The 12,978-nt window shown below is 64.6% G+C and carries 13 protein-coding genes; 10 read left to right on the top strand and 3 right to left on the bottom strand.

The genetic code is table 11. The annotated features are described in order from the left end of the window. Positions 1-193 precede the first annotated feature (193 nt). The 5 genes from ENE74_RS03975 to ribH all read left to right on the top strand — a co-directional run bounded on the left by ENE74_RS03975 (position 194) and on the right by ribH (position 4,062). Positions 194-655: a hypothetical protein gene (locus ENE74_RS03975; protein WP_127689305.1), complete on the top strand. Its 462-nt coding sequence runs from the start codon at positions 194-196 to the stop codon at positions 653-655. 2 nt (positions 656-657) lie between these two features. After that, the gene (gene ribD, locus ENE74_RS03970; RefSeq protein ID WP_277601350.1) at positions 658-1,653 is read left to right on the top strand and encodes a bifunctional diaminohydroxyphosphoribosylaminopyrimidine deaminase/5-amino-6-(5-phosphoribosylamino)uracil reductase RibD; all 996 of its coding nucleotides are present in this window, start codon (positions 658-660) and stop codon (positions 1,651-1,653) included. A gap of 11 nt (positions 1,654-1,664) precedes the next feature. Beyond that, positions 1,665-2,273: a riboflavin synthase gene (locus tag ENE74_RS03965; protein ID WP_127689304.1), complete on the top strand. Its 609-nt coding sequence runs from the start codon at positions 1,665-1,667 to the stop codon at positions 2,271-2,273. A gap of 72 nt (positions 2,274-2,345) precedes the next feature. Next, a complete protein-coding gene (gene ribB / locus ENE74_RS03960) occupies positions 2,346-3,629 on the top strand; it encodes a 3,4-dihydroxy-2-butanone-4-phosphate synthase (protein WP_127689303.1) in 1,284 nt (427 codons plus the stop codon). Between the two features lie 13 nt (positions 3,630-3,642). After that, on the top strand, positions 3,643-4,062 hold the full coding sequence (gene ribH / locus ENE74_RS03955; RefSeq protein WP_127689302.1) for a 6,7-dimethyl-8-ribityllumazine synthase: 420 nt from the start codon (positions 3,643-3,645) through the stop codon (positions 4,060-4,062). Positions 4,063-4,115: 53 nt separating this feature from the next. On the opposite strand, the gene ENE74_RS03950 is transcribed toward ribH, so the two are convergent. Further along, positions 4,116-5,210, bottom strand: coding sequence for an alkene reductase (locus tag ENE74_RS03950; RefSeq protein WP_127689301.1), 1,095 nt, complete (start codon positions 5,208-5,210; stop codon positions 4,116-4,118). A 68-nt stretch (positions 5,211-5,278) separates the two neighbouring features. On the opposite strand from ENE74_RS03950, the gene ENE74_RS03945 reads away from it, so the two are divergent. From ENE74_RS03945 to ssb, 5 genes are all read left to right on the top strand, one after another. Next, entirely contained in the window at positions 5,279-6,175 is an 897-nt protein-coding gene (locus ENE74_RS03945) for a DMT family transporter (protein WP_127689300.1), read from the top strand. Positions 6,176-6,185: 10 nt separating this feature from the next. Further along, positions 6,186-6,848, top strand: a complete 663-nt coding sequence (locus tag ENE74_RS03940; protein WP_127689299.1) for a COQ9 family protein — start codon at positions 6,186-6,188, stop codon at positions 6,846-6,848. Positions 6,849-6,928: 80 nt separating this feature from the next. After that, positions 6,929-7,186, top strand: a complete 258-nt coding sequence (locus ENE74_RS03935) for a FeoA family protein (RefSeq protein WP_127689564.1) — start codon at positions 6,929-6,931, stop codon at positions 7,184-7,186. Then, a complete protein-coding gene (feoB, locus tag ENE74_RS03930; protein WP_127689298.1) occupies positions 7,183-9,042 on the top strand; it encodes a ferrous iron transporter B in 1,860 nt (619 codons plus the stop codon). Before ENE74_RS03935 ends, feoB begins: the two co-directional genes overlap by 4 nt. A gap of 26 nt (positions 9,043-9,068) precedes the next feature. Continuing rightward, a complete protein-coding gene (gene ssb, locus ENE74_RS03925; protein ID WP_127689297.1) occupies positions 9,069-9,602 on the top strand; it encodes a single-stranded DNA-binding protein in 534 nt (177 codons plus the stop codon). A gap of 24 nt (positions 9,603-9,626) precedes the next feature. On the opposite strand, the gene ENE74_RS03920 is transcribed toward ssb, so the two are convergent. Then, positions 9,627-11,117 (bottom strand): MBL fold metallo-hydrolase, encoded by a 1,491-nt coding sequence (locus tag ENE74_RS03920; protein ID WP_127689296.1) that lies wholly within the window; start codon positions 11,115-11,117, stop codon positions 9,627-9,629. 90 nt (positions 11,118-11,207) lie between these two features. Next, on the bottom strand, positions 11,208-12,944 hold the full coding sequence (locus tag ENE74_RS03915) for a class I adenylate-forming enzyme family protein (protein WP_206517632.1): 1,737 nt from the start codon (positions 12,942-12,944) through the stop codon (positions 11,208-11,210). Positions 12,945-12,978 lie beyond the last annotated feature (34 nt).

The following is a 12,978-nucleotide window of genomic DNA, read 5'->3' as shown; positions in this document are numbered from 1 at the left end:
GGACCCGGCGGCCTTGCGGTCGCCGGGTCAGGAAAGAGGCATCAACGCGATGCCTCTCGGGTCGCAAGGTCTTTTTAACCATCGCACCTGATTCGGCCGTGATGAAAGTCACAGGCGCGCCGTTTTCCAGGACGATCTCGGCCTGGGCGCCCTGGCTTTGCATCATGCCGGACAATCCCCTATATTCGCGAGCATGGCGATTTTTCCGAAACCGGTTTCTCCACGGAGCGCACTGGGCGACTTCTGGTCCTATTTTTCCGAAAAGCGCGCACACAAATGGCCGCTGCTCGGGCTGGCGGCAGCCATAACTTGGGTCATCATCTGGGCGTTTCTGCTCGACGCGAAGACGAACACCGCACCCCGCCGTTACAAGATCATCTATGTGCAGAGCTGGGACGCGAACCGCCCGGATGCGGTCATCATCGCCAAGCAGAAGGCGGATCTCGCCAAGGGCGAGATGCTGCTCGCCAAGAAGCAGAAGGAAATGCAGGCGGTCGCCGACATGGTCGGCATCGAATGGCGGGAGGAAGCGGCCCGCAACGGTGCGCGCCGCCAGGAGGCGCTGAAGGACATCAACGCGGTGCTCGATGCGCGTCTGGCCAAGGCGCGCGCCGAAGAGGCTGCGCAGGCAGGCAGTACGGCTGCAAAGCCCTGACTGTGGCGGGCGCGGGGGCGTGGTCGGTCGAGGACCGGCGGTTCATGGCGGCGGCAATCACCTTGTCCGGCAGAGGCCGTGGCCTGTCATCGCCCAATCCCAATGTCGGATGCATCGTCGTACGCGATGGGCATGTCGTCGGCGCGGGCTGGACGCAGGCGGGTGGGCGACCGCATGCCGAGGCTCAGGCGCTGGCCCAAGCTTGCGACCGGGCGGCGGGCGCAACCGCCTATGTCACGCTGGAACCCTGTTTTCACCTCTCGCCACGCGGACCACGCTGCGCCGATCTGCTGGCGCGAGCACGATTGGCCCGCATTGTTGTTGCAGCGCAGGATCCTGATCCCCGCACCGACGGCCAGAGTATCGCCTTTCTGCGGGCGCAAGGGATCGTGGTCGAAACGGGACTGCTCGCAGCGGAGGCCCGTGACGCCATGGCGGGCTTCTTCCTGCGGCAGACGACCGGGCGTCCGCATGTGACGCTGAAGCTCGCGGTCTCGCTGGACGGCTGCATCGCCCTTGCCGACGGGCGCAGTCGGTGGATCACAAGCGCGGCGGCACGGGCGCACACGCATGTGGAAAGGGCGCGTCATGACGCCATATTGGTCGGGTCGGGAACCGTGCGCGCGGATGCACCACGCCTCGACGTGCGCCTGCCGGGCCTTGAAAGCCGCGCGCCGCGACGGGTGATGCTGGGTCGCAGCGATCCGCCGGACGGTTGGGAAAGCATCACGCATCCCGGTGCGATCGCCGACCTGTCCCATGTCGATCATCTGCTGGTGGAGGGCGGCGCGCAGACCGCCGCCGCCTTTCTGCGCGCCGATCTGGTCGATCGCCTGCTGCTCTATCGCGCGCCGATCCTTGTCGGTACCGGGATGGCGGCGATCGGCGACATTGGCCTCCTGTCGCTCGATGCCGCGCATGGTCATTGGCGCGCCATCGACACGCGCATGCTTGGCCCAGACCGGCTGGAGGTTTACGGGCGGATACGCAACGCGTAAGGACGCTGACCATGTTCACCGGCATCATCACCGACATCGGCCATATCCGCACCATCGATCAACGGGGCGACATGCGGATCGTCATCGGTTGCGGCTACGACATGGATGGCGTTGCGATCGGTGCCTCGATTGCCTGTTCAGGCGTTTGCCTGACTGTTGTCGAAAAGGGCGCCGACTGGTTTGCCGTGGATGTCTCCGCCGAGACCGTTTCGCGGACCGCGCCGGGGTTGTGGACTGAGAGGCAGCGACTGAATCTTGAGCGCGCGCTCAAGGTCGGCGACGAACTGGGCGGGCATATCGTGACGGGGCATGTCGATGGCGTGGGCCAATTGGTATCCGCGACCGCCGATGGCGATTCGACCCGGCTGGTCATTGCCGCGCCCGCTGCTCTGGCCGCCAGCCTCGCGCCGAAGGGATCGATCACGCTTGACGGCATTTCGCTGACGGTAAACAGCGTGACGGACCAGCCCGATCGGAGCGTCCATTTCGGCCTCAACATCATCCCGCATACCGCGCAGGCGACGACCCTGGATGATCTGGCGCCGGGCCGTGCGTTCAATCTGGAGATTGATGTGCTCGCGCGCTATCTCGACCGGATGCTGTCTATCCGCGCAATGTGACATTCGCATCTTGTAATCACACTGTGATGTGATTAAGTGCTTTACCACATCGTTGGGTAGCGGGGACATGCCATGAGCACGGCACTGATCGAAACTTTGCGGCATCTGGTGACCGACGGCGGCGTGTCCCGCTCCGGCCTTGCCCGCGCGGCCGGGCTGCACGCGAACAGTCTGCGGCGACTGGGCGAGGCAGACTGGAACCCTACGGCGGATACGCTGGGCAAGCTCGAAGCCTATCTGCTGCGCCGCGAAGGCGGCACCGCGCTGGCCACGCCCGAGGAAATCATCAACGAAGCGCGCAACGGCCGCATGTTCATTCTGGTCGATGACGAAGATCGGGAGAATGAAGGCGATCTGGTGATCCCGGCGCAAATGGCGACGCCCGATGCGATCAACTTCATGGCGACGCACGGACGCGGGCTTATCTGCCTGGCGCTCACCAAGCAGCGTGTGGATCAACTGGGCCTCAACCTCATGAGTCGCCACAATGGCACACGCCATGAGACGGCCTTTACGGTATCGATCGAAGCGCGCGAAGGCGTGACTACCGGGATCAGCGCGGCGGATCGGGCGCGGACGATCGCGGTTGCCATCGATTCGGGCAAGACGGCAGCGGATATCGTGACGCCCGGCCATGTCTTTCCCCTCGTCGCCCGTCCCGGCGGCGTGCTGGTGCGGACCGGCCATACCGAAGCGGCGGTCGACGTGTCGCGGCTTGCCGGTCTCAATCCCTCCGGCGTGATCTGCGAGATCATGAAGGATGACGGCACGATGGCGCGCCTCGACGACCTCATTCCCTTCGCCCAGAAGCACCGGATGAAGATCGGCACGATCCGCGATCTTATCGCCTATCGTCGGCGCAACGACCATCTGGTCGAAAAGCGGGCGGAAGTGACCTTCACGAGCAAATGGGGCGGCGAGTGGAAGGCGATGACCTTTTTCAACAAGGCCACCGAAACCGAGCAGGTCGTGCTGCAAAAGGGCCGGATAGACCCCGATCAGCCCACTTTGGTGCGGATGCACCAGCTCTCGCCCTTCGTCGATTCCTTCGGTGAGGAAGGGCCGCGTTCAGGCTTGCTCGCGCGGTCCATGGAAATCATCGGGGCCGAAGGGTCGGGCATCGTCGTCGTGCTGAACCGCAACGCGCCTGATGTCTTTACCCGGATGTTCCAGCTCAAGGCCGCCAACACCATATCGGCCAGCGATATGGACGAATTGCGCGATTATGGCGTCGGCGCACAGATTCTCGCCGAACTGGGCGTGCATGACATGATCCTGCTGACCAACAGTCACCATAGCCTCATCGCGCTTGACGGCTATGATCTGGCCGTGGTCGGCGAGCGCCGCATCGATTGAAGGATAGAGCATCATGGCCAAGTTTCTGATCGTGGAAGCGCGATTTTACGAGCATCTGAACGACATGCTGATCGAAGGCGCGGTCGCCGCGCTCGAAAGCGCGGGGCACCGGCACGAAGTGCTGACGGTGCCGGGTGCTCTCGAAATCCCCGGTGCGATTGCCATGGCGGCCGAAACCGGGCGCTACGACGGCTTTGTCGCCATCGGTGTCGTCATTCGCGGCGAAACCTATCATTTCGAAGTGGTCTCGAACGAAAGCGCCCGTGGCCTGATGGCATTGAGCATGGATGGTATCGCGATCGGCAACGGCATATTGACCGTCGAGAATGAAGCGCAGGCGCTGGCCCGCGCACGCATGACCGAAAAGGACAAGGGTGGCGAAGCTGCCAAGGCCGCAATCGCCATGCTTGCACTGCGCGAACGCTTTTCCTGACGGACGCAGGGATACGCCGCGCGCATCCCTGTGCCGGTCATTGTGCGATGTGCTCAGGCCGCTATCTGCGATAATGCGGGATAATCGGTATAGCCTTCGGGTCCCTGGCTGTACCATGTGGCCATGGGTGCCTGCGCCAGCGGCGCGCCGGTCGCCAGCCGCTCTGGCAGGTCCGGATTGGCGATGAAGGGCCGCCCGAAACTGATAGCGTCGGCCAGACCGCTCGCAAGATCGCCCTGCGCGCGGGCCATGTCATAATCGCTGTTCAGCACCAGCGGGCCATTGAAATGCTGGCGGATGAGCGGCGACTGGCGCGGTTGATCGGTCGCGCCGAAGGTGCCCTCCGGTCCAGGTTCGCGCAATTCGAGAAACGCGATACCGATGGCGTCGAGCGCCTGGGCGGCGACGGTGAACAGGCTGGCCGGATCGCTGTCGATCACCCCTTGGGTATCGCCGTTGGGTGACAGGCGGACGGCCGTACGGTCTGCGCCGATCGCATCGGCAATGGTCTGCACCACTTCACGCAGCAGCCGCACCCGGTTTTCCACGCTGCCGCCATAGGCGTCGGTGCGCAGGTTGCTGCTGTCGCGCAGGAACTGGTCGATCAGATAGCCGTTGGCGGCATGTACCTGCACCCCGTCGAACCCGGCGCGGATGGCGTTGCGGGCGGCATGGGCGTAATCCTCCAAAAGCCTGGGGATTTCGGATGTTTCAAGCGCACGTGCCTGTGCATAGGGCTTTTTGCCGCCGTAGGTATGTGCTTCGCCCGGCGCCGTCGTGGCGCTGGCGGACACAGGCGCGGCTCCATCGATGAGATCGGGGTGGACGACGCGCCCCATATGCCACAGCTGCAGGACAATCCGGCCGCCCTTCGCATGGACGGCGGCCGTGACCGGCTTCCAGCCTTCGACCATCTCGTCGGTCCAGATGCCCGGCGCATAGGGCCAGCCGGTGCCTTCGCGGCTGATTCCGGTCGCTTCGGAAATGATGAGGCCCGCGCCGGCGCGCTGCGCATAATAATCGATCATCAGCGGTGTCGGCACATGGTCCCGCGTACCCCGGCCTCTTGTCAGCGGGGCCATCAATATGCGGTTCGGCGCGCGGATCGCGCCCAAAGTGACGGGATCGAACAAATCTGGGGTCGACATGCGCATTTCTCCATGCTGGTTGCAAAATGCAACGGGACATTCTGTGGGTGCGCAGCTAGGGACGGCGGATGAGCGTTTCAATAGCCACCAGTGAGGAGACCGCCGCACCGGCTCCGCCCCGCTTCGCCTTTCTGGCGCTGTTCTGCGGCAATGTGGCGCTGGCGTTCGGTCCGCTGCTGGTGCGGCTGGCGGATATCGGCCCGGTTGCGGCAGGCTTCTGGCGCCTGTCGCTCGCCGTTCCGCTGCTGATGCTGCTGGCGCGCTGGCGGGGACATGGTCTCTCCGGCATTTCCCGCAGCCTGTGGCCGGTCATCGCCCTGGGCGGTCTGTTCTTCGCTGCTGATCTGGCAAGCTGGCACGCGGGCATCATGCTGACGAAGGTCGCCAATGCCACGCTGTTCGGCAACATCACCAGCCTGCTGCTGCCTATCTGGGGTATTGTCGTCCTGCGGCAGCGTCCCGGGCGCCTGCAAGGGATCGCCATCGCACTGGCGGTTGCCGGAACGGCGCTGCTCATGGGCAACAGCTATGAACTGTCGCCGCGCTATCTGCGCGGTGACCTGCTCTGCATTCTCGCGGGTGTTCTGTACACGGGCTATATTCTGTCGATCCAGCGGGTAAGGCAGGTGCTCGACAGCTGGTCGCTGCTGGCCGCCTCCACCATCGCGGCGGCCGTTCCGATGCTGGTTTTCGCCTGGGCGGCTGGTGAGACGATCCTGCCGACCGACTGGACGCCGGTCATCGTCCTTGCGTTGCTCAGCCAGGTGATCGGCCAGGGTCTTGTCGTCTATGCGCTGGCCTGGTTCACGCCGCTCATCGTCGGGTTGACGTTGCTGGTGCAGCCGCTGGTCGGTGCCCTCATCGGCTGGCTCGCCTTTGGCGAGACCTTGTCGCTCACCGATGCCGTCGGTGCCTGCGCCATCGCACTTGCGCTGGTCCTTGTCCGACTGCCCGTCCGCGACTAGATTAGAGGGCATGACAGATCTGCCCGAAGACCCGACCGTCGATGAACTGCGTGTGGTGCTGGCACCGCTGGTCGCCCGCAACGCCGCTTTCGATGGCTGGCGCGATGCGGCCGTGGTCAATGCCGCGGACCAGGCCGGGGTCGATCCGGCGATTGCGGCTCTGGCGTTTTCGGCCGGTCCGATCGACATGATCGATGCCTGGTTTGCGCATGTCGACGTGGAAATGGCCCGGCAATTGCCGGCCGAGCATCTGGCTGCAATGAAGATCCGTGCCCGGATTACGGCATTGGTTGAGGCCCGCCTTGCCATATTGGCACCCGACCGGGAAGCGTTGCGGCGCGCGTTGACGCTGCTCGCGATGCCGCAGAACTTGCCCCGTTCGGTGCAGCTGGGCTGGCGCGCAGCCGATGCGATGTGGCGCTGCGCGGGCGATACCGCCACCGATTACAATCATTACAGCAAGCGCGCAATTCTGGGATCGGTCTATGCCGCGACATTGCTGACCTTCATCGACGATGCCAGCGAAGGCCATGAAGAGACCCGCGCCTTCCTCAAGCGTCGGATCGACGGCATCATGCGGTTCGAGACTGTGAAGGCGCGCCTCCTTCCGGCCGCTGACCAGCGCCTCAGCCTGTCCCGCTTCATCGGCCGGTTGCGTTATCCCGCAGTCTGAAGCGGGTTGCATTCGGCGCTGGCCAAAGCGAGCGCTTATTGATAATCAGTCGCAGTCTGTTCGTGCCTGAGGACGATGTGTTGCGTCTGCATCTCTACCCCTTGCGTCAGCCCGGCTATATTGACCGGGTGGACTGGTCCAGCCTGTCGCCTCTCGAAGGGCAGCGGCTGCGCGAGTTCGGGATATGCGAAGGGGCGAGCATAGAGGCGCTGCATCGTGGCGGCCTTCTGGGGCGCGGTCCGTTGGCGTGCCGGGTGGGGCGGATGACGATTGCCATGCGGCGGTCGCACGCGGCGGCCATCCATGTCCGCAGCGGGCCGGATCAGGTCCCGCAATGACGGCGATTCCGCTTGTCGCGCTGGTCGGCAACCCCAATGCAGGCAAAAGCGCGTTGTTCAACGCGCTGACGGGCGCGCGGCAGAAGCTGGGCAACTATCCCGGTGTCACGGTGGAGCGCAAGTCGGGGCGGCTTTCCTTCGCTGACGGTCGCCCGGTCGAGCTGGTTGACTTGCCCGGCACGTACAGTCTCGACCCCACCAGCCCCGACGAACAGGTGACGCGCGACGTCATTCTGGGTCGGCAGGCCGGTGAACGATTGCCCGACGCGTTGGTGATCGTCGTCGATGCGAGCAATCTGGACAATCACCTGCGGTTCGCGCTGGAACTGATTGCGCTGGGGCTGCCCACCGTCGTGGCGCTCAACATGGTTGATCTGGCGACGCGCGACGGGCTGGAACTCGATGCCGAAAGCCTGTCGCGCGAACTGGGCGTGCCGGTGATTGCCACAGTCGCCGTGCGCAAGCGGGGTCTTGATCTGCTGCGGCAGGCGCTCGACGGTCTGCTCGACGGCAATGTCCGCCGACTGCGTCCGTCCCAGCCGGATGTCGCGTTCGACATGCGCCGCGCCGAGGCCACGCGGATCGCGCGTGCCGCGATCGTCACCGAAACGCCGTCCCGTCGCCTGACGGCGGCAGTCGATCGTGTCGTGCTGCATCCAGTGGCCGGGCTGGCCGTGCTGCTCGCCTTGCTGTTCGTGATGTTCCAGGCCGTCTATGCCTGGTCTGAAGCACCCATCGCGCTGATCGAGGGCTGGGCGGCGGCGGCGTCCGATGCAGCTTCGGCGGGCTTGCCCGATGGGATCGTGCGATCCTTCGTTGTCGATGGCGTCATCAATGGCGTCGGTTCGGTCGTCGTGTTCCTGCCGCAAATCCTCATCCTGTTCCTGTTCATCCTGATGCTGGAGGCGACGGGCTATATGACGCGCGCGGCATTCATGATGGATGGGCTGATGGCGCGCGTGGGCCTGTCGGGGCGGGCGTTCATTCCCTTGCTGTCGTCCTTCGCCTGCGCCGTGCCCGGCATCATGGCGACGCGCACGATCAGCGATCCGAAGGATCGGCTGACGACCATCCTCATCGCCCCGCTCATGACCTGTTCGGCGCGCCTGCCGGTCTATGCCGTCATCATCGGCGCGTTCATCCCCGCCCGCTCGGTCGGTCCGGGCATCGGTCTTCAGGGGCTTGTCCTGTTTCTGCTCTATGTGCTGGGCATCGTCGGCGCGCTGGCCGCCGCCCTGCTCCTTCGGCTGACGGTCACTAAGGGGCAAAGCAGCGGCTTTCTGATGGAAATGCCGAAATATCAGTGGCCGCGCCTGCGCGATGTGCTGATCGGGCTTTGGCAGCGGGCCGTCATCTTCCTCAAGCGGGCCGGGACGATCATCTTCGCGTCGACGGTCATCCTGTGGCTGTGCCTGAGCTTTCCCAAACCGCCTGCGGGCAGCACCATGTCTCCGGTGGATTACAGCATCGCCGGGCGCATCGCCGGGGGGCTGAACGTCGTGATGGAACCGATCGGCTTCAACCGCGACATTTCGCTGGCGCTGATCCCCGCCATGGCCGCGCGCGAAGTGGCGGTCTCGGCGCTCGCAACAGTCTATTCGATCGAGGCGGGCGATGACGAAGCGGCGCTTGAGCGGTCGCTGGGCGACAGGTTGCAGGGCCGCTGGTCTTTGCCGACGGCGCTCGCTTTCCTCGCCTGGTTCGTGTTCGCGCCGCAGTGCATCTCGACCATAGCCGTCACGCGGCGCGAAACCAACGGCTGGCGCTGGCCGCTGTTCATGGTGATCTATCTTTTCGCGCTCGCCTATGCAGCGGCGGGCATTACATTCTGGACCGCGACGGCGGCAGGGCTATAAGGCCGGTTTACGCTTTCGGAGGAACTATGGCAGGCTCGGTCAACAAGGTCATTCTGGTCGGCAATCTGGGCAAGGACCCGGAGGTCAAATCGTTCCAGAACGGCGGCAAGGTATGCAATTTCAGCATTGCCACGTCGGAAAGCTGGAAGGACAGGAACACCGGCGAAAAGAAGGAAAAGACCGAGTGGCACAATGTCGCGATCTTTTCCGAAGGGCTGGTCGGCGTTGCGGAACGCTATCTGCGCAAGGGCAGCAAAGTCTATATCGAAGGCCAGTTGCGTACCCGCAAATGGCAGGACCAGCAGGGCAATGACCGTTACACCACCGAAGTGGTGTTGCAGGGCCTGGGTTCGGTGCTGACGATGCTGGATGGCGCGCCCGGTGGCGGCGGCGGCGGGCAGGGTGGCGGCGCGCGTTCCGGCAGTGGCGGCGGCGAGTGGGGCGGCGGCGCTAGTGGGGGCTATGACGACGACTTCGGGGGCGGGCGCAGCAGCAGTGGCCGTGGCGGCGCGAGCGCACCCAATTACGGCAACGACCTGGATGACGAAGTACCGTTCTGAAGACCTGGCGTTATCCCCGTCAGATCAGAAGCGGGCCTTGAAACTTTTCAGTGACCAGCTTCCATCGGCTTCGTTCATCGTCGCACACAGGATGCGCTTGCCGTCGGTCCGCACGTTGACAAGGCCATAGATCAGACGTCCGACCAGTTTCGTTCCCGACAGGCGCCGTTCATAGGTGCGACTGCCGATCACCTTGCGCTCGCGCGCCGCAATTCTGGCGTAGCGCAAGTCGAGCGTGTCCAGCGCCAGCGGCGCGGTGCCGGGGACAGCTATGTCGAGACTGACCGGCTCCGCGATCGTCACGGAGCGGGCCAGTTCCGTCGAATAGACCAGCGGCGTGACGATCTGGTCGTTGGTGATTTCGACGAAGCCGGTCAGGCCGGACGCCGCGACGATGCGGGGGCGGGGGTGGTCATGCCCTTCGCCATCGCCCGAACTGATGACCGTCGCTGCGGCATGCACGGCCTCCAGGAAAGCCATGGAAATGTCTTCGCTGCCGTGATGGCATGCCTTGGCCACGTCGCAGGCCAACGCATCGGTGCCCACGGCATCGAGTATCAGGGCTTGGCTCTGCCGGTTGAGATCGCCGGTCAGAAGGATACGCGCCTTGCCATAGTCGATCCGCAACAGAACGCTGTTGCCGTTGGTCGATTTGCTGTCGCTGTCGAGCACCGGCAGAGTCGGCGCGCCGTTCAACATGCCGTCAACGGGGCCGAGAACCGCGACCTTGACATCGCCCGCGTCAAATCCCGGCAGCATGCCGGTGCTGCGGCCCAGTCGCACGAACGGGACCGGTGCGCCCGCAGCGGTCCGCGCCGCCAGCGCCCGCGCGATGAACTGGCTCCAGCTTCCCTGAAGCTGCGGATGATGCGCCGAACCGCCGGTGGCCTGCTGCGCGCTTGCCCGGTCGTCGATGAGTTGGGTGAAATGCCGATTGCCCTGATCGTCCGCAGCGATGTCACCCAGCGTCCTGCCGGAAGGCTCGCGCCGCCACCAGGACAGGCCGGCATGTGCGAAAGTCTCGACGGTGATCGTGCGCGCGTCCAGTTCGCCGATGGAATCGACGTCGAGCAGATCGCTGAGGCCACCAAAATGGTCATAATCATTGTGCGACGCGATCAGCATGTCGAGAGCGATCACGTTCGACCCATAATCGCGGAAAAACTTCCAGTCGACGAAATCGGCCCCGCTCTTGTTGGTGAACTGGCTCGCGCGCGGCAACCCGCCATCGATCATGACATGACGAAAATCCGGGGTCTTGACCAGGATGCCATCGCCTTGCCCCACGTCGATGAAATAGATTTCGAGCAGCGACTCGCCGCCCAGATCGTCCTGCCTTACCCAACCCTTTTGGCCCCGCGCTGCGACATGCACCCAGCCATCGACCGGCGTATCCGGCAAGCGCCGCACGCCGTCGCCCCACAGCAGATAGGCCGCGACTGGCTTTTCGCGCGGGTTGGACCGCATGGGCGCTTCATCGACCGCCACGAAATCGTCGAAACCGGGATCGAACATGTGCCTGCTCCCTCATGCTTCGCTACGAGCCTGACGCACCATGATGACAGCGGCAAGACAGAGGCCGGTCCAATCTGGTGCGATGTCGGGCTAGCTGTCGGCGGGGATCGCCGCCTCCGCATAGCGATCGCGCAGGGCGCGCTTGTCGATCTTGAGCGAGCCGAGGCAGGGCAGCGGGGCTTCGGCAATCCAGATCCGGGCCGGTATCTTGAACGGCGCGAGATGCGTGCCCAAGAAAAGCCGCAACGCTTCGCCCGTGATGTTCATCCCTTCGCGCAAATACACGACGGCCACCGGTACTTCGCCTAGCCGCGCGTCGGGCTGGCCGAAAACGGCGCATTCCTTGACGGCGGGATGTGCATAGAGCGCGGCTTCCACTTCCGGGCCGGAGATATTCTCGCCGCCGCGGATGATGATGTCCTTCAGCCGGTCGACGATGAACACATAGCCGTCGGCGTCCATATAGCCGATATCCCCGGTCCGCACGAACCCGTCCGCCGTGAACAGGGCGGTGGTATCCTGCGGGCGGTTCCAGTAGCCCTTGATGTTGGCAATGCTGCGAATCGCAATTTCGCCACGCTGGCCCTGCGGCAGGCTGCGGCCATCGGCGTCGACGATGGCGACCTCCGTCAGCGGCCTGGTTGCCCGGCCGGTGCTGTCGGGCTTTGCAAGATAGGCTTCGCGAAAATTGCCGCAGCCCACGGCGTTGGTTTCCGTCAGGCCATAGCCGATCACCGGATTGGCACCGGCCAGCCCATCGACGATACGGCGCAACTGTTCGGGCGGGCGTGGCGCCCCGCCCGAGGCAACATCCTTGAGTGTCGAGAGATCATAGCGGTCGCGGTGCGGATGTGTCGCGATTTCGTAGCTCATCAGCGGCACGCTGATGAAATAGGTGATCTGTTCGGCGGCGATCAGGCGCATCGCTTCCTCAGCGTCCCATTTCGGCATCATCACCAGCTTGCGACCGATCACGAAACTCTGGAGCAATATCGTGATCTCCGCCGTCACATGGAACAGCGGAACGCACACCAAAGTGGCGGGCAGATGCGTCGGCGGGCTGCCGCGCTGGGTCATCACGTCGAGGACGCTCAAGGTCGCGCTGACGAAATTGAGCGCACCTTGCACCACGGCCCGCTGATCGGACAGCGCGCCCTTGCTGCGCCCGGTGGAGCCGGAGGTGAACAGGATCGTCGCATCATCATCCGGCGCCATTTCGGGCAGGGCCGTTGTCTCGTCGCCGCCCAGCGCGTTCAGCGCCGCCAATCCTTCGGCTACGGGCACGGTCTGCCGGATGCGGACAAGCGTGGCACCTGACGGGATGCCTGCTTCGTGGAGCGCGGCTTCGCGGCGCCCGTCGGCCAGCACCAGCGAACAGCCCGTGTCGGCGATCGCTTCTGCCAATTCCTGCCCGCTCCACCAGCCGTTGAGCAGGGTGGCGATGCCGCCCGCCATGGCAATCGCCATGTAAGCGATCACCCACCCCGCGCCATTGCGCGCGGCAAGGCCTATGCGGTCGCCCGGCTTTACGCCATGCCCGGCCACCAGACCGCCCGCCGCGCGCCGCGCAAGCGCATAAGCCTGCGCGAATGTTAGCCGCTCCGCGCCATCGACCAGAAAGGGCCGGTTCCCATAATGGGCACAATAAGTGGCGAACAGCGCGGGCAGCGTCTGCGGCGCGGACACCACATAAGGCAGCATGGCACCGTTGCGCGCGACATGCCCCAGTTGCAGCAGACCGCCCGGACCGGTCATCCGCGCAATCGCTGCATCTATGTCCCGGTCGAGCCGGGACGCGCTGTGGGGGGTCGCGCTGTCCTGCGCCATGCCGTCGCTCTCCACTTGGTCTTGTGCCTGTTCT

Origin of the sequence: Sphingobium algorifonticola, assembly GCF_004005485.1 — a bacterium.
GTDB lineage: Bacteria > Pseudomonadota > Alphaproteobacteria > Sphingomonadales > Sphingomonadaceae > Sphingobium > Sphingobium algorifonticola.
This window is presented reverse-complemented; position numbering and strand designations above follow the sequence as displayed.